The following is a 26,771-nucleotide window of genomic DNA, read 5'->3' as shown; positions in this document are numbered from 1 at the left end:
CTTCCGTGCCCGATTTGGTGGGGAACGAGACGGTGACAACCTGCTGGCCGATGGCGTCTACTCGGTGAACTCGGAGATCCAGGACGGGTATCCGGAATTCACCATGCAGATGCTGATGGATCTGGGTTGGGATGGCGATCTTACGGACGAGGAACGTGCATCCATCGATGCGGTGGCTGGTCCTAAAACCAACTGGAAAACCGACCTCTCGGGCGGCATCCAGCGGGTTGCAATCAAGCACGAATGTGCGCCATTTGGTAACGCCAAGGCTCGCGCTGTTGTGTGGACGTTCCCGGATCCAGTGCCTGCGCACCGCGAGCCTCTGTACACCAACCGTCGCGATCTGGTCGAAGACTACCCAACATACGAGGACCGTCAGGCCTATCGCCTGCCAACTCTCTATGCCTCGATCCAGAAGAAAGACGTGTCCAAGGACTTCCCGATCATCCTGACATCCGGCCGCTTGGTCGAATATGAGGGCGGCGGCGACGAAACCCGATCCAACCCCTGGCTGGCGGAATTGCAGCAGGACATGTTTGTCGAGATCAATACCCGTGATGCCAACAATTTGGGTGTTCGTGACGGGGCTCAGGTCTGGGTCGAAAGTCCCGAAGGCGGCAAGGTCAAAGTGATGGCCATGGTCACTGAACGGGTCGGTGAAGGCGTTGCCTTTATGCCGTTCCACTTTGGTGGGCATTTCCAGGGCAAGGACCTTCGGGACAAATACCCGGATGGGGCGGACCCTTACGTGTTGGGCGAAAGCTCGAACACCGCTCAGACCTATGGCTATGACTCAGTCACGCAAATGCAGGAGACAAAATGTACTCTCTGCAGCATCAGTGCAGCATAAGGAGAAAGAAAGATGGCAAGAGCTAAGTTCCTCTGCGACGCCGACCGCTGCATTGAATGCAACGCCTGCGTCACTGCCTGTAAGAACGAGCATGAGGTACCTTGGGGTATCAACCGCCGCCGTGTTGTCACCATCAACGATGGTAAGCCCGGTGAACGGTCGATCTCAGTCGCCTGTATGCATTGTTCGGATGCGCCCTGTATGGCCGTGTGCCCAGTGGATTGCTTCTACCAGACCGACGACGGTGTGGTGCTGCACTCTAAGGATCTGTGCATCGGTTGTGGCTACTGCTTCTACGCGTGCCCATTTGGTGCGCCGCAGTACCCGCAGGCCGGCAACTTTGGCAGCCGTGGCAAGATGGACAAATGTACCTTCTGTGCCGGTGGCCCAGAGGAGAACCACTCCAACGCGGAATTCTCCAAATACGGCCGCAACCGGATTGCAGAAGGCAAACTGCCTCTCTGCGCCGAGATGTGTTCCACCAAAGCGCTGCTGGCGGGTGACGGGGACGTTGTGTCCGCGATCTACCGTGAGCGTGTTGTGGCACGCGGCTTTGGTTCCGGTGCATGGGGCTGGGGTACAGCCTACGAACAGAAAGGCGGCTGACCGATGGTCAGGGGCGTACCCCTTGTGGTGCGCCCTTCCGCAGTTCGGACCGGGTGGGCGACGGTTAAGTCGCCCACCTTGCCAATGTTTGAAATTCCCAGACAGGATGACCCGCGATGACCCGCATTATCATGACACTACTGGTGTCTCTTTTCCTGACGGTGCCGCTGGCCGCGCAAGAGGCGGTCGAGGTGCCGCAACCGGACCGTTCGGCGACCGGTGGGGCGCAGACACTGGACGATATCCTTGCCCGGCAACGTGGCGAGAAGATTGACGATTCATTCCGCTCCGGCGCGACGGGCGATCCCGACAACGCCGCCGGGGTTGCAAATCAGCTTGGCACGCTTGGCGGCACATCGGATGCCGAGGTCTGGCGCGGCCTGCGCTATGGGCTTTCCGATGTCAAAGTCTCGGCCGGTGGCCCCGAGGCCCGCGTCCTGATTCAGGATGGTGGGATGAGATGGCTGGAATTCCGCCAGGGGCCGCTGGCGACATACGGCGCCTATCTCCTTGGTGGCACCATCGTGTTGCTGGCGCTGTTCTTTCTGTTGCGTGGCCGTATCCGCATCGACGGCGAAAAGACCGGGCGTACCGTGACTCGCTTTCAGGCGGTCGAGCGCTTTGGCCACTGGCTTATGGCCGGCTCATTCGTGGTGCTTGGCATTACCGGGCTGATCACGCTGTTTGGCCGCAAGGTCCTTATTCCCGCTTTTGGGCATGAGGCGTTCTCGACCCTCGCGATTGCGTCGAAATGGGTGCATAACAATATCTCATGGGCCTTCATGATCGGTCTCGTGATGGTGTTTGTCATGTGGGTCATGCACAACATCCCCAACAAGACCGATCTGAAATGGATCGCCGTTGGCGGCGGCATCTTCAAGAAGGGCGTCCACCCGCCTGCCAAAAAGTTCAATGCTGGCCAAAAGATGATCTTTTGGGCGGTGATCCTGTTTGGCGCCTCGATCTCGGTGACGGGCCTGTCGCTTTTGTTCCCGTTCGAGATGCCGATGTTCGCCAAGACCTTCGCCATCCTCAATCAGACCGGCCTGCCGCAGGCGCTTGGCTTTGGCGAATTGCCGGTGATGCTTGCGCCGCATGAGGAAATGCAGCTTGCGACGCTCTGGCATTCGATGATGGCCTTTGTCCTGATGGCGATCATCCTGGCGCATATCTATATCGGCTCGGTCGGGATGGAAGGCGCCTATGACGCGATGGGGTCGGGCGAGGTCGAAGAGCAATGGGCACGCGAGCACCATAGTCTCTGGCTTGAAGAGGTGCGCAAGGCCGAGGGTCAGACCGAAGGCAAAGCGACCCCCGCAGAGTAGCGATGCGCAGGCATTTGACAGGCCTGTTGTGTCTTGGGCTGGTGGCGGTTGCGCCGCCACTGGCCGCGCAGGAGTTTACCACGCTCAAGGGGCATGGCGGACCGATCATGGGAATTGCCGTGCACGACCGCACCGGACAGGTGGCCTCGGCCAGTTTCGACAACTCGGTCGGTCTCTGGCAGGGGCGCAAGCCGCGCTGGCTTGAGGGGCACCGCGCGGCGGTGGTCAGCCTTGAGTATCTCGGTGAAACCCGGCTTGTCTCGGGTGGCGATGATTTCGCGGCCATGATCTGGGATATTGAAAGCGGCGCGTACACCCGCCTTGAGGGGCACAAGGGCAAGATCGCGGCGCTGGATGTGTCACCCGATGGCCAATGGATCGCCTCGGCAAGCTGGGATGGCGCGATCGGGATATGGCCGCTGGCGGGGGGCGCCCCCACGTTTCTGCGCGGCCATGACACCGCCGTGACCGATGTCGCCTTTGGCCGCGACAGCGCGCTGCTTTATTCGGCCTCCTCGGATGGCACGGTGCGCGAATGGCACTGGCAGGACCCGGCCATGCGGCCCCGGGTGGTGATTGATCAGGGGTTCGGCGTGAACCGGATCGTGCTTGGCCCTGACGACACATGGCTTGCCTATGGCGCGGTTGATGGCGCAACGCGGGTGATCCGCCCTGAAACAGGCGAGACCCTGGCCGATTTCACCCTCGACCGCCGCCCGATCCTGTCGCTGGCCCATCACGCCGGGACCGGGCAATTGGCGGCCGGGGACGGGCATGGCTATATCATGGTGATCGACACCCACGGCTGGCAGATCGCGCGCGACTTTCGCGCCATGCAACGCGGCCCGGTCTGGGCGCTTGAATTTTCGCCCGACGGCAAGATGATCTATGCCGGGGGGCTTAACGATGTGGTCTACGGCTGGCCTGTCGCCCTGTTGAGCGAATATGACCCGGCGGGCGCCCCTGAGCACAGCTTTTTGCGTGCCCCGAGGGAGATGAGCAACGGCGAGCGCCAGTTCATGCGCAAGTGCTCGATCTGTCACGCGCTGACGCCGCCACCCTCGCGCAAGGCGGGGCCTACTTTATACGGGGTGTTCGGGCGCCCGGCCGGAAGCGTGCCGGGCTATGCCTATTCCGAGATCCTGACCGGATCTGATATCATCTGGTCTGACGATACGATAGACGCTTTGTTTGATCTTGGGCCGGATCACTATATCCCCGGCTCGAAGATGCCTATGCAACGGATCACGGCGGCGCAGGACCGAGCCGATATGATAGACTACCTGCGTGATGCCACGGCCAAACGGGAGAACTGAGAATGAAAGCTATGATCACGGCCTTTGTCGCCTGCGCCATTATTGCCGCTGCCGCGCCCTATCTGCTTGAGGCCGCGGGCTTCAGCACCGAAGCCAAGCGCGCGGGCGATGCGGTTCGCCTAGGTGACGCCGCACAATGAGCCCAACTGCGGCGCGGGGGCGGCCTGCGCAGGACGAGCGTGACGATTACGGCGAAAATCTCGGTGCGGCATCGGTCCTTGTGATTGATGACGAGCCGGGGATGCGTAATTTCCTGGTCAAGATCCTCGGCCCGCGCTGCAAGCGGGTCGAGCAGGCGCGCTCTTGCCGTGAGGCGGGCGATATTCTTGATCAGGCCCATTTCGACCTGGTGATCCTCGACAACATAATGCCCGACAAGACCGGGCTCGATTGGCTTGAGGAACAGCGCCATGTGGGCTTTTTTGCCGATACGATCCTGATCACTGCCTATGCCGATCTGGATACCGCGATCAAGGCGCTGCGGGCAGGGGTGACAGATTTCGTCCTGAAGCCGTTTCGCGCCAATCAGATTTTGAATGCCGTCGCGCGTGCGCTGGATCGCAAATATCTGCGGCGCGAAAACTATTTGTTGCGCCACGAGTTGTCAGAGGGCGGACAGGCCGCGCGCGGGCGGCTTTTGGGCAATTCCGAACCGGTTCAGGCGGTCCGCGAGATGCTGGGGAAACTGGCGCCATTGCCCACATCGGTGCTTTTCACCGGCGCCAGCGGCACCGGCAAGGAGATCGCCGCGCGCACCCTGCATGGCATGTCGGATCGCGCGGAAAAGCCGTTCGTCGCGATCAACTGCGCCGCGATTTCCCCCGACCGGATCGCGGAAGAGCTTTTTGGCGTGGTTGAAGGCGAGCGCTATCGCAAGGACGGTCTTTTGCTGCATGCGGACGGCGGCACGTTATTGCTCGATGAGGTGGCACAACTGGCCGAGAACGTGCAGGCCGCGCTGCTTCGGGTGCTGGAGGACAAGCGGATCAGGCCGCTTGGCTCGGAACGGGAAATTCCGCTGAACCTGCGCTTTCTGTTCGCCACCAATGCCGACCTGAAACAGGCGGTCGATGAGGGCCGGTTTCGCGCCGATCTCTACCATCGGATCAATGTGGTCAATATCGCGATGCCGCATCTCAAGGAGCGCAAGGAGGATATCGTCGAACTGGCCGCCTTGTTCATGAGTGAATTTTCCAGAAGCCTTGGCATGCCCGCGCTTGAGTTGAACGAAGAAGTCCTGCTGAAGCTAAGCCGCTATGACTGGCCCGGTAATGTGCGCGAATTGCGTAACCTGATTGAACGTTCGGTCATCCTTGGCGCCTTTCCGGACGAGTTCGCGGGCAATGGCCGCATGACCGGAACGCAGGCCATCGAGACGCTGGAACTGGTTGAACAGCGCCATATCATGGCGGTGCTGGATGCCTGCGGCGGGAACCGCGCCGAGGCCGCAAGGCGGCTTGGTGTGGCGCGCAAGACGGTGGATCGCAAATGCGCGGCCTGGGGGCTTTAGCCGCGCGTCGCGCCCTTGTCCGCCGCAAAGGCGCTCAGATATCCTTGCCGCTGTCCTCGGGAAGCCAGACCGTGAATTCGGCGCCGCCCGTCGTTTGGTTGCGCACCGAAATAAGCCCTTTGGCCTGTTGAATAAGGGTCTGGCTGACCGACAGGCCAAGCCCGGTGCCCTCGCCAAGCTTGGTTGTGAAGAACGGATCGAATACCGAGGCAAGCTTGTCGGCGGGAATGCCGGGGCCGGTGTCGGCGATCACCAGAGCGGCGCCACTCTGGCCGTCGTGCTCTGCACGCCGCAGGGTGATCGTCAGTTGGCCGCGCGGTCCCATTGCCTGAACCGCATTGACCACGAGGTTGATGATCACCTGCTGCAATTCGCCGGGGTTGATGCGCACGGGCGGCGTGTCCTCGGCCACCTTGATGCAAAGATGGGTCTGGGCGTTGACGATCACGTGATCCACCAGCACGAGACAATCCTTGAGCACGGCCGCAATGTCGATCTGCTCTTCGAAACTGCCAAATTCGGTGGGCCGGGCGAATTGCAGCAATTTACTCACGATGGCACTTATCCGCCCGACTTGCCGGTCGATCAGCGATAACTCGGTCTCTACCGGTTCCGTGCTCTTGCCAAGGGTCTGGCGGATGACGTCGACATTGCCCTGAATGACCGCCACGGGGTTGTTGATTTCATGCGCGACCCCGGCGGTGATCTCGCCGATCGAGGCCAACTTTTCCGACATGACCAGTTGTTGATAGGTGGTTTCCAGCTTTTGATTGGCCTCGCGCAATTCTGCCGTGCGCTCTTCGACGCGGGTGTTCAATTCATCCGCCCAGGAGCGCAGATCGCGGTCGCGTTCCTGAACCTGGTCAAGCAGGCTATCGAGATGTGCGGCCACCGCGCCGATTTCATCGCGTGAGGGCACCGGCCCGATCCGCGCGTCAAGCTCTCCGCTTTCGACCTTGCGCATGGTCTGGGTCATCCGTTCCAGCGGCGAGAATATTCCCCCCGCCATCCGCAGGAACAGTGGGATGGTCAGCGCCAGAATGGCGAGAAAGGCCACGAAGATAAGGATATAGGCGCCGCGTTTCACGGCGGTGAACGGCGCCTCGAGAAAGCCCACGTAGAGCATCCCGACGCGGTTGCCAAAGCTGTCGGTCAGCGGTTCATAGGCCGAGATATACCAGTCATTTACCACGAAGGCGCTATCCAGCCAGGTGCGCCCGGCATCCAGAACAGCGCCGCGCACCGCCGCCGATACGCGCGTACCAAGGGCGCGCTCGCCCTCGAACAGGCGCACATTGGTCGAGATGCGCACATCGTCGAGAAACAGCGTCGCGGTGCCCTGACGGTCGTCGCTGGCGCCGGTCGTGCGGTAGACAAGCGCATTGATCGTGTCGATGAAATCAAGGTTCCGGTTAAGCAATATCCCCCCTACAAGCACCCCGCTGCGCCCCGGAGTGGTCACTGCGGTGGCGGTGTGCATGACCATGCCGCGATCCTCGACCTGTCGATCTGTCGGCACGGCGGCGCGGGTCGCGATCAGCGGGACGCGCGCGCGGGCCGCAAGACCCGACCCGCTGGGAAGGGCATCGAGATCAGCGCCCGAAAGAATGTCGATTTCCGTGGCCGATCCGCCTCGTACCGCTGCCGCGATCACCGGCCAGCTATTGGCCTTTTCGCGGGCCTCGGGGGCGGGCAGGAAATAGAGGAAATCAAGCCCGAGGGTCGTGCGGTTGTCCTGAAGGAAGCGGTTGAAGCGGTCCGACGCGTGCTGGCTGGCGCGGTTGAACTCAAGCGAGCGCGCCAGACTTCGGACGTCGTTGCCGGTGGTGTCGAGGATGCGTTGCAGATACTGATCGGCGATGCGCAGGTCACTCTGCACATTGGTGATCAGCAGGTTGTCGTAATTGGCTGACCAGCGGTTGACGGCCAGCAACAACAACAGCGGCATCAGCACCATCAGGGGCAGCAGGGCCAGGATCAGTAGTCGAAGCCGAACTGAGGTCATGAAAATGTCGGGCCCTTTGGTCTGGGCCCGACATTAGGTCATTTACAGGTTGCAGGCAATTGCCCCTGCGCGGCAGGTCTTAGTTCCAGCCGACCTGGTTGAAGATCGCCTGTGCCTCGGCGGCATTGCGGCTAAAGGCCGAGGTGTTGGTGGTGGTGTCGGCCTTGAACGTGCCAAGCCGCGCCGTACCCTCGTCACCGGCCACGCCCTCGACGGCGGGGTATTCGTGGTTGTCGCGGGCAAACTGGGTCTGGGCAAAGTCACCTGTCAGAAACTCGAGCAAGGCGGTCGCCTCGTCGGGGTGCGGAGCCGCCGCAGTCATCGCGGCCACTGCGAGGTTGACGTGCGCGCCGCGTCCGTCCTGGTTGGGCCAGACCCAACCGATGCCTTCGATTCCCGAGGTCAGCCCGTCAACGTCGCCGTCAAAGCCACGCAGGAAGTAATAGTTGTTGGCCACTACCACGTCGCATTCGCCCGACACGATACCGCGGAGTTGGTCGGTATCGCCGCCCTGGGGCGGGCGCGCCATGTTCGCGACAACGCCAGCGGCCCAATCCTTGGCGGCCTCGGCCCCGTTTGCCTCGATGAGCGAGGCCAGAAGCGACTGGTTATATACGTTCGACGAGGAGCGGATACAGACCTTGCCCTGCCATTTCGGATCGGCAAGCTCTTCGTAGGTCTGCGGCGGGGTCTCGACGCGATCCTTGGCGTAAAAGATGATGCGCGCGCGCTGTGACAGGCCGAACCAAAGATCGTCGGGGTGGCGCAGATGGGCAGGCACGCGATCCTTGATGGACTCAGAGGTGAAGGCCTGCAGGACACCGGCCTCTTCGGCGCGTGCCATGCGACCGACGTCAACGGTGATGAACACATCGGCGGGGCTGTTGGCGCCCTCGGCGGTGAGGCGCGCTATAAGCTCGTCTGCGTCGGCCTCGATCCGGTTCACGGAAATGCCGGTCTTGTCGGTGAATTCCTCGTAAAGCGCGTTATCGGAATCATAGTGGCGGCTGGAATATACATTGACCTCCTGTGCGAGCACGGGGGTGGTCAGCGCCAGCGTTGCAGTAATGCCAATGGCAGCTTTGAGCGATTGCATCGGGTGTCCTCTCTTGGGTGTCCGAGTGAATTGATGCGCCCGTTCTCATGTTTCTGACTAAAAGAGTCAATATATAATTCCGACAAAAATAGTCGGACCTTTTCAGGGGTGCGATTCAGCGTGCCGCGCGACCTGATCGACGGCTGGCAAGGCTGCCGCCGATGCTTGTCACGGCAAAGACAAGCGCGGCGAGACAGACAATCGTCGGCCCCGTCGGCGTATCAAGCCGGAATGAAGCGCCAAGCCCGCCTAGCGCCGCGATGGCGCCGATCAGCATGGCAAATGCGGCCATGCGCTCTGGCGTGGCGCTGAGCGGACGCGCGGCGGCGGCGGGCACGATCAGCATGGCGGCAATCAGCAGCACGCCGACGACCTTGATCGCCACTGCCACCACAAGCGCCAACGCGAGCGTCAGCACAAGTTGTTCGCGGCGCGGGTTGATGCCACCGGCATAGGCCAGATCAGGGTTTAGCGTGGCGGTCAAAAGCGCCTGCCAACGCCAGGCCAGCAAGCCAAGCACAAGCACGGCCCCGCCCCAGATCACGGCAAGGTCGCCCGCGCTTACCGCAAGGATATCGCCGAACAGATAGGCCATGAGGTCAATCCGCACCCCCGACAGGAACGACACCGCCACAAGCCCGAAGGCAAGCGCGGAATGCGCCAGAACACCAAGCAGGGTATCCATCGCAAAGCCGCGCCCCGACAGGCCCGATACCGTCATCGCCATCGCCAGCGAAACCGCGAGCGCGCCGATAAAGATCGAGGTCGAAAATGCCAGGGCAAGCGCCACGCCAAGGATCGCCGCATGCGCCGTCGCATCGCCGAAATAGGCCATCCGTCGCCAGACCACGAAACACCCCAGGGGGGCAGCGGCAAGCGCCACGCCAAGCCCGGCGAGGGCGGCGCGGACCATGAAATCGTCAAGTAGAATCATTCGGCGGCCTCATGTGGGTGTTCGTGATTGCAGTCTGCACTATGATCGTGATCGTGATCGTGGTTGTGCTCGTGGCGGTAAAGCGCCAATGCGCCTTGGGTGCCGGTGCCGAAAATGGCGCGGTATTCCTCGGCCTGTGCGACGATTTCGGGGCGACCTTCGCAACAGATGTGACCGTTAAGGCAAATCACCCGGTCGCTGGCGCTCATCACCACATGCAGTTCGTGACTGACCATCAGAACGGCGCAGTCAAGGCTTTGGCGCACCTCTTCGATGCGGCGGTAAAACGCGGCAGAGCCGGGTTGATCAAGCCCCTGCGTGGCCTCGTCCAGGATCAGAAGATCGGGCTTTTCCATGAGGGCGCGGGCCAGCAGGACGCGCTGAAACTGCCCGCCCGATAGATCCGCCATCTGGTGATCGCGCAGATCCGGAAGGCCCGCCTGTTCCAGTGCGGCACGCAGGTCTTTTGCGGGATGGCGGCGCGGCAGGCCCAGAAACCGGGTGACGGTCAGCGGCAGCGTCGGGTCGATATGAAGCTTTTGCGGCACATAGCCGATCCGAAGCCCCGGCGCGCGGATGATCGAACCGCTGGTCGGGGCGAGGGCGCCGACAATGGCGCGCAGCAAGCTTGACTTGCCAGAGCCGTTCGGCCCGACAATGGTCACGATCTCGCCGCGCTCGATCGACAGGTTGACGCCCTCAAGAACAAGGTTGCCGCCGAGCCGCAGGTTCAGATTCCTGGTCTCGATCAGGCGCATGCGGGCGCCCCCTTGCGGCAGTCAGGGCAGAGGCCAAGTGCTTCGACCACGGCCTGTTCGATGGAAAACCCGGTATCGGTCGCCGCGCGCCCCAGCATCCCGCGCGAGGGTTCGGCATGGGCCTCGGCCACCGCATCACAGTTGCGACAGATCAGAAACGCAGGCGTGTGGTCCTGTCCGGGGTGGGTGCAGGCGACAAAGGCATTCAACCGCTCGATCTTATGGGCAAAGCCGTGGCTGACCAGAAAATCAAGCGCGCGATAGGCCACCGGAGGCTGTGATCCAAGGCCCTCGTCGCGCAGGGTGTCGAGGATTTCATAAGCGCCCATCGCCCGGTGCCGCGCCAGCAGGATTTCAAGCACCCGGCGGCGCACCGGGGTAAATTGAAGCTTGTGCTCGGTGCAATAGTTCTCGACCGCCGCAAGCGCCGCGCGCATGCAGGAAGAGTGGTCATGCTGTCCGAATCCGATGGTATCCATGGCAGGCCTTTCGAGAGTATCGTTTAGGGGTTGATATGTTATAGGGTTACATTTATCAAGCGAAATGAAATGTTATATTATCACGGGGGAAGTCTGATGTCGAAGCGTCTTTTGGGGGTGTTTTCCGGCGCGCTGAGTGGGGTCATGGGCCTTGCGGGCGTGGCCCTGGCCGAGGCACCAAGGGTCGCCACGGATATTGCCCCGGTTCATTCGCTGGTGGCGCGGGTGATGCAGGGCGTGGGCGAGCCTGCGCTGATCGTGCGCCCCGGTGCCTCGCCGCATGGCTATGCGATGCGCCCATCCGAGGCGCAGGCGCTTGAAAAGGCGGATCTGGTGATCTGGGTCGGCGAGGCGCTTGCGCCCTGGCTTGAGGGAAGCATTGAAAACCTTGCTGGCACGGCCCGTGTGATCGAATTGCTTGATCGTGACGAAACCCATGTCCTGCCTTTGCGCGAAGGCGTTGCCTTTGCGGCGTCGGGAGAGGATGAAAGCGGGCATGAACACGAGGGGCATGAACACGAGGGGCATGAACACGGGGGGCACGATCATCAGGGGCTTGATCCGCATGTCTGGCTTGATCCGGAAAATGCGCACCGCTGGCTTGGGCTTGTGGCCGGGGAACTGGCTGCGATTGATCCCGAAAACGCCGCGCAATACGCCGAAAACGCCAGTGCCGCGCAGGCCGAACTTGACACCTTGATGGCCGCGCTCAAGGCCGGGATAGCGCCGGTCCGCGACCTGCCCTTTCTGGTTTATCACGATGCCTATCAGTATTTTGAGGCCTGGGCGGGGCTGCACGCGGACGGCGCGATTGCCCTTGGCGACGCGTCCAATCCGGGGCCCGCGCGGGTGGCCGAATTGCGCGACATGGCGCAACGCCACAACATCGCCTGCGTCTTTTCCGAACCGCAATTCGATCCACGGCTGGTCGAGCGCGTCTTCGGTGATGTGGCGGGGCATGGCGTGCTTGACCCGATGGCGAGCGGACATGCGCCGGGACCGGACCTTTACGCCGATCTGATGCGGGCGATGGCGCGATCCCTTACGGACTGTCTTGGCACATATCGCTGAGCGGGCGAATCCTCCGTCAATACGCAGCGTAAAACTTGCGCCGCCCCCGAATCCCGCACATTCTCGGGTGCAGGGACAGAGCCGCGCGGCAAGGCGCGGCCCAGAGGGAGAACGCGACATGAGTTTTACGTGCCGACAGGATGTGATCGACATCCAGAACGAAACCACATGGGAGGCGCGTGACAAACCTGATACCCTCTATCAGATGCTAAGCCAGACGGCGCGCAGCTTTCCTGACCGCCCCGCCGTCAGCTATCAGCTGTTTTCCGGGGCGGGCGATCCGTCGCATACCCTGACCTGGAAACAGTTTCACGATCAGTGCTGTCAGGCGGCCAACCTGTTCCGCAGCCTCAAGGTGGGCGAAAACGACGTGGTGGCGCTGGTGCTGCCGAATTGCCTTGAGACCGCGGTCGCCACCATCGGTGGCGCCATCGCCGGTATCGTCAACCCGATCAACCCTCTGCTTGAGCCCGAACAGATCGGCGCGATCCTGCGCGAGACCGAGGCCAAGGTGGTTGTCACCCTCAAGTCGTTCCCGAAAACAGACATTGCCCAGAAAACCGCCGAGGCGGTGCGCCATGCGCCGGGTGTGCATACGGTTCTTGAAATCGACCTCAACCGTTATCTGAGCCCGCCCAAAAGCTGGATCGTTCCATTGGTGCGCCCAAAAATCCCGACCGGGCACCATGCCGATATCCTGAACTTCAACAAGGCGGTGGCGGGCAAGAACACCGCGCTTGATTTTCCCGATTCCAGCGGCGACCGGGTGGCGGCCTATTTTCACACCGGTGGCACCACGGGCATGCCCAAGGTGGCGCAGCACCGCTATTCGGGGATGATTTACAACGGCTGGATCGGGCATACCCTTTTGTTCACCGAGCGGGACAACGTGATGTGCCCGCTGCCGCTGTTTCACGTCTTTGCCTGTCATGTGATCCTGATGGCGATGATCAAATCGGGTGCGCATGTGGTGTTTCCGACGCCTGCGGGCTATCGCGGCGAGGGGGTGTTCGACAATTTCTGGAAGCTCTGCGAGCGCTGGAAGATCAGCTTTGTGATCACCGTTCCCACGGCCGTTTCCGCGCTGATGCAACGCGAGGTCGATGCCGATCTGAGCACTGTCAAAAACGCTTTTTCCGGCTCGGCGCCGATGCCTCTTGAACTGTTCAAGCGGTTCGAGGCCGCCACCGGCATGACCGTGATCGAGGGCTATGGCCTGACCGAGGCGACCTGCCTTGTGGCCTGTAACCCGCCGGAGGGCGAAAAGAAGGTCGGCTCTGTCGGGGTGCCGTTTCCCTATACCGATGTGCGCATCTACAGGACCGACGCTGACGGGCAGCCGGTGGAATGCGCCGTTGATGAGGTTGGCGAAATCTGTATCTCGAACCCGGGGGTTTATCCGGGGAATACCTATACCGAGGCGGCAAAGAATGTCGGACTTTATCATCACGACACCTATCTGCGCACCGGCGATCTTGGCCGGATTGACGAGGATGGATATCTTTGGATTACCGGGCGCGCCAAGGATCTGATCATTCGGGGTGGTCACAATATCGACCCTGCCGAGATCGAAGAGGCGTTGATGGCGCATGCCGAAGTGGCCATGGCTGGTGCGATCGGTCAACCTGATGCGCATTCCGGCGAAATGCCCTGTGCCTATGTCGAGTTGATCGAGGGTGGCACCGCGACTGGTGAGGAGCTGCTTGAGCATTGCAAGATCCACGTCCACGAACGCGCCGCAATCCCGAAATATGTCGAGGTTCTGGACGAACTGCCGAAAACTGCCGTGGGCAAGGTGTTCAAGCCCGACCTGCGCAAGCGCGCCATCACCCGGATCTATAACGCGGCCCTCGCCAAGGCCGGGATTGCCGCCGAGGTGGTGCTTGTGGTCGATGACAAAAAACGCGGTCTGGTGGCGCAGCTCCGCAAGACCGGCGATGTCGACGAGGAAAAGCTTGGCCATACCCTTGGGCAATTCGTGCGCCCGTGGGAATGGGCCGACTAGGCGGCGTTCGGGGCATGCGGCGGCGTGGTCAACCCGCCAAGCGCCAGCCGTTTGATCGTGGCGATATAGCGTTCCTGCGGCCAGCCGCAAAGCTGGGTCAGGTGCTCCCATGTGGGGATCGACAGCAGGGTCCAGAGCAGGTCGGTCGCACCTTCGGGATCGAGATTTAGGGCGCCGTCACGGTCCAGCGCCGCAACTGCGGCGGCGCAGCCCTCGCGCATATCCTGCATCCGTTCGCCCCAAGCGCGGGCGGCGTCCTCGTCGGTGGCCTGCATCACCATCAGAGTTTTTGCAACGCCGAAGATTTTCGGAATGTAATTGCCCCAGGCCTCGATAAAGGCATCAAGCCGCTCGTGCCCGGTCGTGGCCGCGCGGCTCTTGCTCAGCATGTCCTGAACACCAAACATCTCATCCTGATATTTGGTGGTGGCGATGAAAAGCTCTGTCCGGTTGGGGAAATGCAGATAGAGCGCCTGTCGGCTGACCCCGGCCTTTTTCGCAATATCCGACATGCGTGCGGCAACGCCGGGATTTGTTTCAAGCAATTCCCAGGCGGCTTTCAGGATGCGGATTCGGGTGGGCGAATTTTCACTTGACACAATGTAAACCTCCAGCTTATTTACACGGTGTAAATTTACACTGTGTAAAGTCAACGGAGAAAATACAATGACCAAGAAAATCTTCATCTGGGTGGCGCATCCCAAGGCGGTCTCGCTCTGTGCTGGCCTTGCCGATGCCTATCAGGCGGGGGCCGAGGCCAAGGGGGCCGAAATCCGCCGCATGGACCTTTGCGCCATGCAATTTGATCCGACGTTCGAGGGCTATGGCCCCGATGCCCCGGCGCTTGAGCCGGACCTTCTGGAGTGGCAGGGCAACCTTGCCTGGGCCGATCATGTGCTGATCGTGCACCCCTATTGGTGGGGGGCGATGCCGACACGGGCCAAGGCGGTTCTGGATCGCGCACTGACCTCGGGGTTTGCCTATAAGTATCACCGGCGCGGCTTGGGCTGGGATAAATTGCTGACCGGGCGCACGGCGGATGCCTTGATCACCTCGGATACGCCGCCGCTGATCGACACGTTTATCTATCGCAAGCCGGCGCGCCGGGTGATCCGCAACCAGGTGCTTGGTTTTTGCGGGATCAAGGCGCGCAATGTGGTGCAATTCGGCTCGGTCAAGCTTGCCGATGCGGCCAAGATCGACCGCTGGATCGGAAAGGCCCGCGCCATGGGACAGGCCGCGGCCTGAGACATCGAAGAAAGGAACGGATCAATGACACATATGATTGAAGTGACAGTTTTCGCGAGCGCGGCCCTTGTGATGGCGCTTGTGGCGGGGGTGTTTCTGGCGTTTTCGGATTTCGTCATGCGCTCGCTTTGGGGGGCCACGCCGGAAACGGGGATCGAGGCGATGCAAAAGATCAACCGCGAGGTCTATGGATCGGCGTTCCTGGTGGCGCTTCTGGGGCTGGCACCGGTGTCGCTCGGGCTGGCGGGCTATGCGCTTTGGGGGATGGACGGACCTGCGGCGGGATGGATCATCGCCGGAGGGCTGATCTATTTTGGCGGCACGATCCTTGTGACGATGCTGGGCAATGTGCCGATGAACAAAAGGCTTGACCTGATGGTCCTGACCGCGCCGGAAACCGTCAGCTATTGGCAGGTCTACGCGCGCCGCTGGACCCGCTGGAATCACCTGCGCACGGTGGCCTCGGCGATTGGGGCGGCCTGTTTGCTGATTGGCTCGGTGCTTTATGCCTGAAGCGGCAACTCATCGCGCCCTTGCGTGTGCGCCTCGTGCGAGGCAGCCACGCAAGGGGCTGATGAGCCTGTCGTCTAGGTCAGGTCTTTATAGTTCACCTCGGGCGTGTCGCCGCCCGATTTCTCGCGCCGCACCAAGAGGTTGTTGAGCGCGTGCACATAGGCCTTGGCACTGGCCACGACCGTGTCGGTATCGGCCGATTGCCCGGTCACGATCCGCCCGGCCTCTTCCATCCGCACGCTGACCGTGGCCTGGGCATCGGTGCCCTCGGTGACCGCATGCACCTGGTAAAGTTGCAGGCGCGCGTCATGCGGGAACAGGTTTCTGACCGCGTTGAACGTCGCATCGACCGGCCCGTCACCGGTGGCCTCGGTGGTCTGTTCCACGCCGTCGATCGCCATGGTCAGCGTCGCCTGCTGCGGCCCTTCGGTGCCACAGACCACGCGCAAATGCTTGATCTGCAAGCGCTCACCCTCACCATCAATGCCGACATTGACCAGCGCGATCAGGTCTTCGTCATAGACCTCTTTCTTGCGGTCGGCCAATTCCTTGAAGCGCACGAACACATCATTGAGCTGATTATCGGCCAGATCATAGCCCAGATCATGCAGCTTCGAGCGCAGGGCGGCGCGGCCCGAATGCTTGCCCATGACGATGTTGGTTTCCGCAAGACCCACATCCGACGGGCGCATGATCTCGAAGGTTTCGGCGTTCTTGAGCATGCCATCCTGATGGATGCCCGATTCATGGGCAAAGGCGTTCTTGCCGACAATCGCCTTGTTGAACTGTACCGGAAAACCCGAAACAGTCGCCACCCGGCGCGAGATGTTCATGATCTTGGTGGTGTCGATGCCGGTGGCGTAGGGCATGATATCGCCCCGCACCTTGAGCGCCATCACCACTTCTTCCAGTGCGGTGTTGCCCGCGCGTTCGCCAAGCCCGTTGATGGTGCATTCGATCTGGCGCGCGCCGCCTGCCACCGCGGCAAGGGCGTTGGCCGTCGCCATGCCGAGGTCGTTGTGACAATGGGTGGCAAAGACCACCTCATCGGCGCCGGGCACGGTTTCGATCAACCGACGGATCAGATCAGCCGATTCAACCGGCGCCGTATAGCCCACCGTGTCGGGAATATTGATTGTGCTGGCCCCGGCCTTGATCGCGATCTCGACCGTTCGGCACAAATAGTCCCATTCGGTACGGGTGGCATCCATTGGCGACCATTGCACATTGTCGCAAAGGTTGCGGGCGTGGGTCACGGTCTCGTGGATACGATCCGCCATCTGATCCATGTCGAGATTGGGGATCGCCCGGTGCAGCGGCGAAGTTCCGATGAAGGTGTGAATACGCGGTTGCGCAGCACTTTTCACCGCTTCCCAGCAGCGGTCGATGTCCTTGATATTCGCCCGCGCCAGCCCGCAGATCACCGCGTTTTTCGAGTTTTTCGCAATTTCGCTGACGGCGCGAAAATCGCCTTCCGAGGCGATGGGAAAGCCAGCCTCGATGATATCGACGCCCATTTCATCCAGCAGCCCCGCAATTTCGAGCTTTTCGGCATGGGTCATGGTTGCGCCGGGGGATTGTTCGCCATCGCGCAGGGTGGTGTCAAAAATCACCACACGCTCTTTTTTCGCCTGCGAAGAGGCGCGGTTTTGGGTCTGATCAGTCATTTTGGGTCTCTTTTTGTTTGTCCTAAGCCTATGGCGCGAAAAGGCACATCCTCTGAGCGGTCGCGCCGGGCTGGCACGCTCAGAGGCGGCTTAGGTCTAGCAGGGCAGCCGGAAACGCGCGCGAAAGGGCGCGTGTCATGGGCAATGTCATATGATCCTGCTGTGTCATGCGGCGAACTATAGGATTGGCCGCGCCGGATGAAAACCCCGAAATTGCGCTTTGGCGCGATTGGTCTTGATCCGGGGTGCAATCCGTCTAGCTCTGGCGTCATGGAAAACGCATTGATCATCGGCGCCTCGGGCGGAATCGGCAGCGCCCTAGGCGCGGCGCTTATCGCGCGGGGCGTCAGGGTGACTGGCCTGTCGCGACGCAGGGACGGCCTTGATGTCACGAACGAGGCCTCGGTTGCCGATGCCCTTGGCCGCCTTGCGGGACCGTTCGACCTTATCTTCGTGGCCACCGGTGCCTTGGCGGTGAAAGGGGCCACGCCCGAAAAAACCCTGAAATCGCTGGATGCAAATGCGATGATGGATCAGTTTGCCGTCAATTGCATCGGTCCCTCTTTGGTGCTCAAGCACAGCCTTCGCCTTATGCCGCGCAAGGGGCGGGCGGTCTTTGCCGCGCTTTCGGCGCGGGTTGGCTCGATCGGGGATAATGCCAAAGGGGGCTGGTATAGCTATCGCACGGCCAAGGCCGCACTGAACCAGATGATCCATACCGGGGCGATTGAGCTGGCGCGCACGCACCGGGATGCGATCTGTGTGGCACTGCATCCGGGAACGGTGCGCACCCCCTTTACCGAGAACTACCTTGATCGCTACCCCGCCGTACCCGCGCCCGAGGCTGCCGAAAACCTGCTTTCGGTGATCGAGGGGCTGACCACGGCGCAGAGCGGGCAGTTCTTCGACTGGCAGGGCAAACCCGTCGCATGGTAGCGCGTCTTGTCCTGGTGCTGGGCGATCAGCTTTCGCATGACCTTTCGGCGCTCGCCAAGGCGGATAGATCAAGCGATATCGTTGTGATGGCCGAGGTGATGGATGAGGCGCGCTATGTGCCGCATCACCCAAAGAAGATCGCGCTTGTCCTCTCGGCGATGCGCCATTTTGCGCAGACCCTGCGCGCCGGTGGTTGGCAGGTCGAGTATACCCGGCTTGATGATCCTGATGCCGGCAAGTCAATCGTGCAAGAGCTGTTGCGGCGCGCCGAGGCGCATGGTGCCACCGAGGTGCTGGCCACTGCCCCCGGCGAATGGCGGCTGATCAAGGCGCTTGAAGAGGCCCCTCTCAAGGTGACGCTTTTGCCGGATGACCGGTTTTTATCTTCGCCCGAAGAGTTCAGCACCTGGGCCGAGGGGCGCAAAGAACTGCGGATGGAATATTTCTATCGCGAGATGCGCCGCAAGACCGGGTATCTGATGGAAGGCGGAAAACCGGCGGGGGGCAAGTGGAATTATGATCACGACAACCGCAAATCGGCACGCCCCGACATGCTCCGTCCGGCCCCGATTCAGTTCACCCCGGACGCGATCACCGAGGAGGTGCTTGATCTGGTCGAGGCCCGGTTTGGCGACAACTTTGGCAGGCTGCGCCCGTTCCGGTATGCCGTCACAACGGCGCAGGCCAAGCGCGCCTTGGATCATTTTTCCCAGCATCTGTTGCCCGGGTTCGGTGATTATCAGGATGCGATGCTGACGAATGACAAATTCCTGTATCATTCGGTCCTATCTCCGTATTTGAATATTGGATTGCTCAATCCTGTGGATATCTGCGACAGAATTATTGAAGAATGGCAAGCTGGGCGTGTGCCGATCAATGCCGCCGAGGGTTATATCCGTCAGGTGATCGGTTGGCGGGAATATGTTCGTGGCCTCTATTTTCACGAGGGCCCCGAGTATACGGCGCGTAATCACCTCGGCCATGATCGCGATCTTCCGCCCGCTTACTGGGGCGGCAAGACCGGCATGAATTGCCTTGCGCATGCCGTTGATCAGACCCGGCAGGAGGGCTATGCCCACCACATTCAGCGGCTGATGGTGACCGGGAATTTCGCGCTATTGGCCGGGGTCGATCCGGCGCAGGTGCATGGCTGGTATCTGGCGGTTTACGTTGATGCCTTTGAGTGGGTCGAGGCCCCCAACACCATCGGCATGAGTCAGTTTGCCGATGGCGGGATCATTGCCAGCAAGCCCTATGTCTCGTCGGGCAATTACATCAACAAGATGTCGGATTATTGTGCGGGCTGCGCCTATTCGGTCAAGGAAAAGACCGGCGAAAACGCCTGTCCCTTCAACCTGTTATACTGGGATTTCCTGCACCGGCACCGGGATCGGTTTGCCCAAAACCCGCGCATGGGGCCGATCTTTCGGACATGGGACAAGATGGAAGACACCCGCAAAGCCGACATTCTGAGCGGCGCAGCGCGAATCCTTGGCGATCTTGACGCGGGCAGGGCGGTCTGATCACTCTGACGGGGACGGGGACGGGGCCGGGGCCTCTTCGCTCGGTTGCACGGCCTCTGCCGGGGTGGTGTTTTCGGTCAGCGCGCCGTCCTGCCATTCGCCGCTGGCCTCTTGCCCGGTGGCATATCGCATCGTGCCTTTGCCCTGACGCTTGCCCTGACGGAACATGCCCTCATAGATATCGCCATTGACGTAGGTCGCAACGCCTTGCCCGGAAATCTCGCCATTCTGCCAGGCACCTTCATAGGTAAAGCCATCCGGCATGACGATCTTGCCCTGACCGTGGCGCTGTCCGGCGGCAAACTCGCCGGTATAGATCGTGCCATCGGGATAGGTCGCTATGCCTTGCCCGTCGCGCTGGCCGTTGCGCCATTCCCCCTCGTAGCGATAGCCATCGGCGTAGGTCATGACGCCCTGGCCATGGTTGCGCGCATTCTCGAACTCGCCCTCATAGACAAGCCCGTTGGGATAGGTCGCGCGGCCCGCACCCTCGATCACGCCGCCAACCCATGACCCTTCATAGGTTGAGCCGTCAGGATAGATGATCTTGCCCTCGCCATTGGCCAGATCGTCACGAAATGCGCCCTCATAGACCGACCCGTCCGGATAGGTGACCCGCCCCTGACCCGAGATTTTGCCCGCCACCCAGGACCCGGTGTAAGCATAGCCATCGGTGCCGGTGAATGTGCCTTCACCGTGGCGGCGATCATCCTTGAAGGCCCCCTCGTAGATGTCGCCGTTTTCGTAGGTGACACGGCCCATGCCCTCGCGTCGGCCGGCAACAAGATCGCCTTCGTAGATATCGCCGTTGGGCTGAATGAGCTTGCCCTTGCCGTCAATCTGGCCCGCGCGCCAGGTGCCTTCGTAAACCAGCCCGTCTGACATGGTCAGCTTGCCCTGACCCTCACGTGCGCCTCGCGCCACCTCGCCCTCGTAGATTGCGCCATCCGGATAGGTGATCCTAGCGATGCCTTCCTTGACGCCGTTCACCCAATCGCCGTCATAGGTATAGCCGCCGGGTGATTCCATGCGGCCGCGCCCGTCGTGCATCGCGTTGCGAAATCCGCCCTCGTAACGCACGCCATTGGCATAGATCGCGACACCCTGACCGGTGATCTTGCCATCTTCCCAGGTGCCCTCATAGGTGCCGCCATCGGTGAACACGATCTTGCCGACGCCGTTCGGCTTGCCGCGCGCGAATTCGCCCTCATAGACCGAGCCATTGGGAAACCGCGCCACGCCGGTGCCGCGGATTTCACCGTCGATCCATTCGCCGGAATACTCATAGCCATTGGGCAGGGTATAGGTGCCGGTGCCGTGCTGAAGGCCGTTCTTGAACGTGCCCTCATAGGTGCCGCCGTCATCGTATTGCTTTACACCCACTTCGCCATCCTGCGCCAAGGCGGTGTTTGCGGCGCAAAGCGCGATGCTCAAAATCATCGTTCGTGTCAGCGAAAAGTTCATAAGTGCCCCGATGCCCCATCCCGCCTGATTGTGCGACGGTTGTGCCAAATCTAATGGACAGGGCACAGGCTGACAACGGGTTTTGGGCAAATCGGCTTTCCCTCGCGCGGTGATCTGCTAAATCAGGCGGGAACAGCAGCAAGGGGCATGCATATGTCTGACAGGTTTCGCCTGACACTGGCACAGTTGAACCCGACGGTGGGTGACCTTGAAGGCAACGCCGCCATGGCGCGCGCCGCGTGGGAAAGCGCGCGCGCGGCGGGGGCCGATCTTGTCGCCTTTCCCGAGATGTTCATAACCGGCTACAACACTCAGGACCTTGTGCGGAAACCCGCCTTTCATCAGGCGGCCATCGCCGCGATCAAGGCGCTTGCGCGTGAATGTGCCGATGGTCCGGGCATCGCAATCGGCGGTCCCGCGCTTGAGGGGGTGGGGCTTTACAACGCCTATTATATCCTTCAACGCGGTCAGGTCACGGCGCGGGTGCTCAAGCATCACCTGCCCAATGAGACCGTGTTTGACGAAAAGCGCATTTACCAGTCCGGCCCGGTGGGCGGGCCCTATTCGGTGGGCGGTGTGCGCATCGGAAGTCCGATCTGCGAGGACAGCTGGCACGAGGATGTCGCCGAAACCCTGGCCGAAACCGGGGCCGAGTTCCTTCTCGTGCCCAACGGGTCGCCACATTACCGCGACAAGATGGATCTGCGCCAGAACCTGATGGTGGCGCGGGTGATCGAAACCGGCCTGCCGCTGATTTACCTCAACCTTGTGGGCGCGCAGGACGATCAGGTCTTTGATGGCGGCAGCTTCGTGCTCAACCCTGGCGGCAAGCTGATGCTGCAAATGCCGATGTTCCAAGAGGCGATTGCCCATCTCGACCTGCGGCGCGGGCCGGATGGCTGGGTCGCCGAGCCGGGCGCGCTTGCGCCGTTGCCGGACGCAATGGAGCAGGATTATAACGCCATGGTCCTGAGCCTGCGCGATTATCTGCGCAAGACCGGGTTTTCCAAGGTTCTGCTGGGGCTGTCGGGCGGAATTGACAGTGCAATCGTCGCCACCATCGCGGTCGATGCGATTGGCGCGCAGAATGTGCGCTGTGTGATGCTTCCGTCGGAATATACCTCCGAGGCCTCGCTGGAGGATGCGCGCAAGGTGGCCGAAAACCTCGGTTGCCGCTATGATTTCCTGCCGATTTCCGAGGCGCGCGCGGCGATCACCAGTACGCTTGCGCCGCTTTTCGAGGGCACAAAGCCCGATCTTGCGGAGGAAAACATCCAGTCGCGCCTGCGCGGGCTCTTGCTTATGGCGCTGAGCAACAAATTCGGCGAGATGTTGTTGACCACCGGCAATAAATCCGAGGTCGCCGTCGGCTATGCCACGATTTATGGCGACATGGCGGGGGGCTATAACCCCATCAAGGATATGTATAAAACCCGCGTGTTCGAGATTTGCCGCTGGCGCAATGCCAATCACCGGGACTGGATGAAAGGCCCCAAGGGCGAGGTCATCGCGCCCCGTGTGATCGACAAGCCGCCAAGTGCCGAACTGCGCGCAGATCAGAAGGATAGCGATTCCCTGCCGGATTATCCGGTGCTGGATGGCATCCTTGATATCCTGGTCGATCAGGACGGAAGCATCGCCGATTGCCTCGCCGCAGGATATGATCGTGCCGATGCCAGGAAGGTCGAGCACCTGCTTTATATAAGCGAATACAAACGCTTTCAGTCGGCCCCCGGAACACGGTTGAGCAAGCGGGCGTTCTGGCTTGACCGGCGCTATCCGATTGTGAACCGCTGGCGTGATGAAACCGCCGACGACTGAGCGGTCGGAGTGTTTTGACGTTGCGGTTCATTCGCCGGCAGAGCGCAGAGTTGACCCGCCGCGGGGGGTGACCGTGCCGGCCTCGGGGGCCTCGTGGCTTGGGCACAGGTCAGGCGCCAATCGTTCGACATAGGCAATCAGGTCGGCCTTGCGCAGAGGTTTGCCGAGAAACCCGTCCATGTCAGCCAGATGAGCGGCCTGCCTGTGCTGTTCAAGCACATTCGCGGTCACTGCGACCACATGGGCGGGCCTTAGCCCTTTGCTTGCCTCACGCGTGCGGATCAAGCCGGTCGCCTGATAGCCGTCCATGCCGGGCATCGACACATCCATCAGGACAAGATCGGCAGGGGCGTGACTGTAAAGGGCAACCGCGTCATGCCCGTCGACGGCCAGCCGGAGCTCTGCTCCCGAGTCCTTGAAATACCGCTCTAGCAAAAGCCGGTTGGTGGCGTTGTCATCAACAGCCAGAACCCGGATACCTGCGGCCCAGCCGGTTTTGGCGGGTGATGCTTTGGTCTTGGGCGATGGCAGGGACGTGATCCTGGCGTGGGCGCCTTTGGGCCCGTTGAGCGCGGCGCGCACGGCTTCGATCAGGAAAGATTCGCGCACCGGTTTGCGCAGGTATCCGTCCCCGACCGATGCCTGTGCGGTGTTTGCATCCGACATCAGTATCTGTGCGCTGCTTGCAGGCAGGGCGGTTTCAGCAAGGCTGCTGTCCAGCAGGATAAGATCGGGGGGCTCGCCGGCGGCCCTTTCGGCGAGGTCCGCTGAATCGGCGGCGGCCTGAACATTGCACCCAAGATAGCGCAGGGATGCGGAGAGCCCGGCCCGCCGTTCGGGGATTGGATCAAGGATCCATATGACCGGCTTTGCCGTGCCCGGCTGATCGAGCGGCGCCGCGCGCAACCCCTGGCCCGCAGCCTCTTGCGGGACCAGCGGAAGGGTGATGTCAAAGCGGGTGCCAAGCCCTTCTTGCGAGGTAACCTCAAGGGTGCCACCCATGAGCGTGGTCAACTGGCGACTTACCGCAAGGCCAAGGCCCGTGCCGCCAAAATTGCGGGTGGCTGTGTTGTCGACCTGTTCAAAGGCAGCGAACACCTTCTCTATCTGGTTTTTGGGGATGCCGACGCCAGTGTCGAGCACCGAGATCACGATCCGGCCCTGGTCCGGCGGGGCGACGCGCAGGGCGACATGGCCATCAAGTGTGAATTTCAGGGCATTTCCGGCAATATTCACCAGGATTTGACGCAAACGCCCGGCATCGCCCAAGATCACATCCGGCAGCTCTGGCGCAACGTCAGAGAAAAATTCAAGCCCTTTGCGCGCGGCCAAAGGTGCCAGAAGCTGGGTGACATCCTCGACAATCTCGCGCAGCCGGTAGGGTTCCTGCGCGAGGGTGAGCTTGCCCGCCTCGATCTTGGAAAAATCAAGGATGTCGTTGATGATCGTCAGCAGGGCATCACCGGAGCGCACGATCGTGCTCACATAGCTTTCCTGTTCGCGGTTCAACGCGGTCTCGCCGAGCATGTCGGCCATGCCGATGATGCCGTTCATCGGGGTCCGGATTTCGTGGCTCATCTTGGCAAGGAAGGCCGATTTCGCCTGGTTGGCGGCAACGGCCGTTTCGCGCGCATCCTCAAGCCGGCCGATCAGCGCATGCAGGGGGCGCCCGACGATGACGCGAAAGGATATCCAGTTCGCCAGAGAGGCAATAAGGATACCACCGGCCAGCAAAAGCAGAAGGAAATCACGCTGATAGCGTTTGAAGGTGGCGATTTCGCGTTCGTCAAAGCGGGTCACCAATTTGGTGATCGGCCAGGAATAGACCTCATAGGGCAGGGTCAGCGCCGTATCGGCCCCCTGACAGCCAAGCCCTTGCGGCACAACCGCCAGCACCTTGTCGTTCTGGGGATCGGTCAGTTCGACACAGCGAATGGCCGGATCGCCCAGCATCGTCTGCATAAGGTCGGTGACGAAGGGGCTCGACCAGTCCACCGTGCCGTCACCCTGGTCGCTAAAGCGTTCCAATGCTCCGCCGACGCGAGCGGTGGCATTGCCGATGCGCATGGCCATCGCCTCTTCGCTGCGCAGCAGGTTTTTCTGGCTCATCCACAACAATCCACCTGCCGCGAACAGAAGGAAGGTGGGCACCATCACTGCGGTGAGTCGCAGGTAAAGCCCGAGCGTTGGTGTGTGCAGCCTGGAGCCGTCGGTTCGGATCATTCCACTACTCCAGCCGGATTGCCTTGCCTGCCCTGATCAGGGACTTGATCGGGGCCCGGTTGTCGATTTCGGTCCGAATGACCCCATAGCTGCCGCGATTTTGAGCCATGTAATAATCGACCGTCGAGGGCTTTCCTTCCGCGTTGACCAGGGTCGCGCACATGACGTAGAGATCGTTCAGCCGCAGGATGACATCGTGATTTTCGATCGGGTAAAGCTTTGTGATTTCCCCTGTATCAAGATCAAGATGCGGCAGGGCGCCGTCGATCATGGTGCGGCTGAGGCTGCGTTGCAGGGCGGCCTGAAGTCTGGTCCTGACCTCGGTCAGGGATTGCGCAGTTGCCCCGGTCGTCAAGACCATGGCCAAGGCCATGAGGGCAGGCAGAATGAAGCGTTTCATTTAGGGGCCTCCTTTGATGGCGGATCACGGGATCGTCGGGCCGCGCATCGTCAGATCAAAGCCCCGCATGATTACCAAAAGGTTGAGCGGGGCCGGCTATTTGCCGAAAATGCGAGATAATCAGGGTGAGGGCACGCGGTTGTGATTTGCCTTTGCGGCTGATGACTTCAGATTGGGACGGCATTAAACGGAGGTTTTTCATGCGTTTTCTGGCAGTTTGTTTCGCGGCCCTGTCGCTTGGCACGGCGGCGCCTGCACAGGCCTGTGGGGCGGAAACCGATTGCCGGCTTGGTGATCGCCACTATCGGATCGCGCTGCCCGAAAGCCATGCGAGCGGTACGCCCATGGGGGCGGTCGTGTTTGCGCATGGCTATCGTGGGTCGGCGGCTAAAGTTATGCGCAACAAGAGCTTGCGGCGCGTTCTTTCCGATATGGGGTTGGCCTTGATTGCGTTGAAATCGGCCGATGACGACTGGGTCATACCCTACGCCCCCCGCCATATGGAAAGTGACGGATCAGAAGAATTCCGCTATGTCGAGGCCGTCCTGAGGGACGCAGCGGCGCGCTTTCCGATTGATCAGAAGCGGATCATGGCTGCCGGATTCTCGGCGGGCGGCATGATGGTGTGGAACCTGGCCTGCACCATGCCAGGCCGGTTCGCGGGGTTCGCGGCGATTTCAGGCACATTCTGGATGAAGCCGCCGGATCATTGCGCCAAGCCAGCGGCCAGCCTGGTTCATATTCATGGCGAGTCGGATCCGACCGTGCCGCTTGCAGGGCGCGCCATTCTTGAAACGCATCAGGGCGATGTGGCCGAGGCGCTTGCAATGTACCAAGCCCTTGGCGGGTTCCGCCCGAGCGGAAATGCAACGGCGAATGGCCTGACGTGCCGGTCACAAAACAACGCCAAGGGCGATATCCTTGATTTCTGCCTGCATCCCGGTGGGCATTCGTTTCGCAGCGATTATGTGAAATTCGCCTGGGAACGGTTGCAGGCCGCAGGCAAGCTCTGACGCGGGAT

The 26,771-nt window shown here is 61.3% G+C and carries 24 protein-coding genes; 14 read left to right on the top strand and 10 right to left on the bottom strand.

All coding sequences use genetic code 11. The features are described from left to right. From QZ522_RS03375 to QZ522_RS03350, 6 genes are all read left to right on the top strand, one after another. Positions 1 to 850 (top strand): formate dehydrogenase subunit alpha (locus QZ522_RS03375; RefSeq protein ID WP_294607479.1); only part of this gene is annotated, 850 nt, incomplete at its 5' end. A 12-nt stretch (positions 851 to 862) separates the two neighbouring features. Then, positions 863 to 1,456 (top strand): formate dehydrogenase FDH3 subunit beta, encoded by a 594-nt coding sequence (fdh3B, locus tag QZ522_RS03370; RefSeq protein WP_294607476.1) that lies wholly within the window; start codon positions 863 to 865, stop codon positions 1,454 to 1,456. A gap of 116 nt (positions 1,457 to 1,572) precedes the next feature. Next, complete coding sequence (locus QZ522_RS03365; RefSeq protein ID WP_294607474.1) at positions 1,573 to 2,781, top strand: formate dehydrogenase subunit gamma; 1,209 nt, start codon at positions 1,573 to 1,575, stop codon at positions 2,779 to 2,781. Positions 2,782 to 2,783: 2 nt separating this feature from the next. Next, complete coding sequence (locus QZ522_RS03360; protein ID WP_294607472.1) at positions 2,784 to 4,097, top strand: c-type cytochrome; 1,314 nt, start codon at positions 2,784 to 2,786, stop codon at positions 4,095 to 4,097. A gap of 2 nt (positions 4,098 to 4,099) precedes the next feature. After that, complete coding sequence (locus tag QZ522_RS03355) at positions 4,100 to 4,237, top strand: hypothetical protein (protein ID WP_294607470.1); 138 nt, start codon at positions 4,100 to 4,102, stop codon at positions 4,235 to 4,237. Further along, positions 4,234 to 5,607: a sigma-54 dependent transcriptional regulator gene (locus QZ522_RS03350; protein ID WP_294607467.1), complete on the top strand. Its 1,374-nt coding sequence runs from the start codon at positions 4,234 to 4,236 to the stop codon at positions 5,605 to 5,607. The genes QZ522_RS03355 and QZ522_RS03350 overlap by 4 nt, the downstream gene beginning before the upstream one ends. 34 nt (positions 5,608 to 5,641) lie before the next feature. On the opposite strand, the gene QZ522_RS03345 is transcribed toward QZ522_RS03350, so the two are convergent. The 5 genes from QZ522_RS03345 to QZ522_RS03325 all read right to left on the bottom strand — a co-directional run bounded on the left by QZ522_RS03345 (position 5,642) and on the right by QZ522_RS03325 (position 10,879). After that, positions 5,642 to 7,612, bottom strand: a complete 1,971-nt coding sequence (locus tag QZ522_RS03345; protein WP_294607465.1) for a HAMP domain-containing sensor histidine kinase — start codon at positions 7,610 to 7,612, stop codon at positions 5,642 to 5,644. Between the two features lie 79 nt (positions 7,613 to 7,691). Further along, entirely contained in the window at positions 7,692 to 8,708 is a 1,017-nt protein-coding gene (locus QZ522_RS03340) for an extracellular solute-binding protein (RefSeq protein ID WP_294607462.1), read from the bottom strand. A gap of 115 nt (positions 8,709 to 8,823) precedes the next feature. Then, the gene (locus tag QZ522_RS03335) at positions 8,824 to 9,642 is read right to left on the bottom strand and encodes an iron chelate uptake ABC transporter family permease subunit (RefSeq protein WP_294607459.1); all 819 of its coding nucleotides are present in this window, start codon (positions 9,640 to 9,642) and stop codon (positions 8,824 to 8,826) included. Beyond that, positions 9,639 to 10,400 carry a metal ABC transporter ATP-binding protein gene (locus tag QZ522_RS03330; protein ID WP_294607458.1) on the bottom strand — a complete coding sequence of 254 codons (762 nt, stop codon included), beginning with the start codon at positions 10,398 to 10,400 and terminating at the stop codon, positions 9,639 to 9,641. Before QZ522_RS03330 ends, QZ522_RS03335 begins: the two co-directional genes overlap by 4 nt. Beyond that, entirely contained in the window at positions 10,391 to 10,879 is a 489-nt protein-coding gene (locus tag QZ522_RS03325; RefSeq protein ID WP_294607456.1) for a transcriptional repressor, read from the bottom strand. Before QZ522_RS03325 ends, QZ522_RS03330 begins: the two co-directional genes overlap by 10 nt. Before the next feature lie 96 nt (positions 10,880 to 10,975). On the opposite strand from QZ522_RS03325, the gene QZ522_RS03320 reads away from it, so the two are divergent. After that, the gene (locus QZ522_RS03320) at positions 10,976 to 11,950 is read left to right on the top strand and encodes a zinc ABC transporter substrate-binding protein (protein WP_294607454.1); all 975 of its coding nucleotides are present in this window, start codon (positions 10,976 to 10,978) and stop codon (positions 11,948 to 11,950) included. Between the two features lie 118 nt (positions 11,951 to 12,068). Further along, a complete protein-coding gene (locus QZ522_RS03315; protein WP_294607452.1) occupies positions 12,069 to 13,955 on the top strand; it encodes an acyl-CoA synthetase in 1,887 nt (628 codons plus the stop codon). Here QZ522_RS03315 and QZ522_RS03310 read toward each other — a convergent pair. Further along, positions 13,952 to 14,554, bottom strand: a complete 603-nt coding sequence (locus QZ522_RS03310) for a TetR/AcrR family transcriptional regulator (protein WP_294607449.1) — start codon at positions 14,552 to 14,554, stop codon at positions 13,952 to 13,954. The genes QZ522_RS03315 and QZ522_RS03310 overlap by 4 nt on opposite strands. 67 nt (positions 14,555 to 14,621) lie before the next feature. On the opposite strand from QZ522_RS03310, the gene QZ522_RS03305 reads away from it, so the two are divergent. Both QZ522_RS03305 and QZ522_RS03300 read left to right on the top strand, forming a co-directional pair. Beyond that, entirely contained in the window at positions 14,622 to 15,203 is a 582-nt protein-coding gene (locus QZ522_RS03305; RefSeq protein WP_294607446.1) for an NAD(P)H-dependent oxidoreductase, read from the top strand. Between the two features lie 24 nt (positions 15,204 to 15,227). Then, the gene (locus tag QZ522_RS03300; RefSeq protein ID WP_294607443.1) at positions 15,228 to 15,716 is read left to right on the top strand and encodes an anthrone oxygenase family protein; all 489 of its coding nucleotides are present in this window, start codon (positions 15,228 to 15,230) and stop codon (positions 15,714 to 15,716) included. Positions 15,717 to 15,790: 74 nt separating this feature from the next. Here the strand turns inward: QZ522_RS03300 and QZ522_RS03295 are convergent, their stop codons facing one another. Beyond that, complete coding sequence (locus QZ522_RS03295) at positions 15,791 to 17,383, bottom strand: 2-isopropylmalate synthase (RefSeq protein WP_294607441.1); 1,593 nt, start codon at positions 17,381 to 17,383, stop codon at positions 15,791 to 15,793. Positions 17,384 to 17,653: 270 nt separating this feature from the next. Here QZ522_RS03295 and QZ522_RS03290 point away from each other — a divergent pair, with 270 nt between their 5' ends. Continuing rightward, the gene (locus QZ522_RS03290) at positions 17,654 to 18,319 is read left to right on the top strand and encodes an SDR family NAD(P)-dependent oxidoreductase (RefSeq protein ID WP_294607485.1); all 666 of its coding nucleotides are present in this window, start codon (positions 17,654 to 17,656) and stop codon (positions 18,317 to 18,319) included. Continuing rightward, positions 18,313 to 19,842, top strand: a complete 1,530-nt coding sequence (locus QZ522_RS03285; RefSeq protein ID WP_294607439.1) for a cryptochrome/photolyase family protein — start codon at positions 18,313 to 18,315, stop codon at positions 19,840 to 19,842. The genes QZ522_RS03290 and QZ522_RS03285 overlap by 7 nt, the downstream gene beginning before the upstream one ends. On the opposite strand, the gene QZ522_RS03280 is transcribed toward QZ522_RS03285, so the two are convergent. Beyond that, entirely contained in the window at positions 19,843 to 21,282 is a 1,440-nt protein-coding gene (locus tag QZ522_RS03280; protein WP_294607436.1) for a 2-isopropylmalate synthase, read from the bottom strand. A gap of 177 nt (positions 21,283 to 21,459) precedes the next feature. On the opposite strand from QZ522_RS03280, the gene QZ522_RS03275 reads away from it, so the two are divergent. Continuing rightward, positions 21,460 to 23,127: an NAD+ synthase gene (locus tag QZ522_RS03275; RefSeq protein WP_294607434.1), complete on the top strand. Its 1,668-nt coding sequence runs from the start codon at positions 21,460 to 21,462 to the stop codon at positions 23,125 to 23,127. 27 nt (positions 23,128 to 23,154) lie between these two features. On the opposite strand, the gene QZ522_RS03270 is transcribed toward QZ522_RS03275, so the two are convergent. Beyond that, positions 23,155 to 25,350, bottom strand: a complete 2,196-nt coding sequence (locus QZ522_RS03270; RefSeq protein WP_294607432.1) for an ATP-binding protein — start codon at positions 25,348 to 25,350, stop codon at positions 23,155 to 23,157. A gap of 4 nt (positions 25,351 to 25,354) precedes the next feature. Continuing rightward, a complete protein-coding gene (locus QZ522_RS03265; protein ID WP_294607429.1) occupies positions 25,355 to 25,750 on the bottom strand; it encodes a hypothetical protein in 396 nt (131 codons plus the stop codon). 200 nt (positions 25,751 to 25,950) lie between these two features. Here QZ522_RS03265 and QZ522_RS03260 point away from each other — a divergent pair, with 200 nt between their 5' ends. Further along, entirely contained in the window at positions 25,951 to 26,763 is an 813-nt protein-coding gene (locus QZ522_RS03260) for a PHB depolymerase family esterase (protein ID WP_294607428.1), read from the top strand. Positions 26,764 to 26,771 lie beyond the last annotated feature (8 nt).

The sequence above is a fragment of the uncultured Roseovarius sp. genome (assembly GCF_913054395.1).
GTDB lineage: Bacteria > Pseudomonadota > Alphaproteobacteria > Rhodobacterales > Rhodobacteraceae > Roseovarius.
This window is presented reverse-complemented; position numbering and strand designations above follow the sequence as displayed.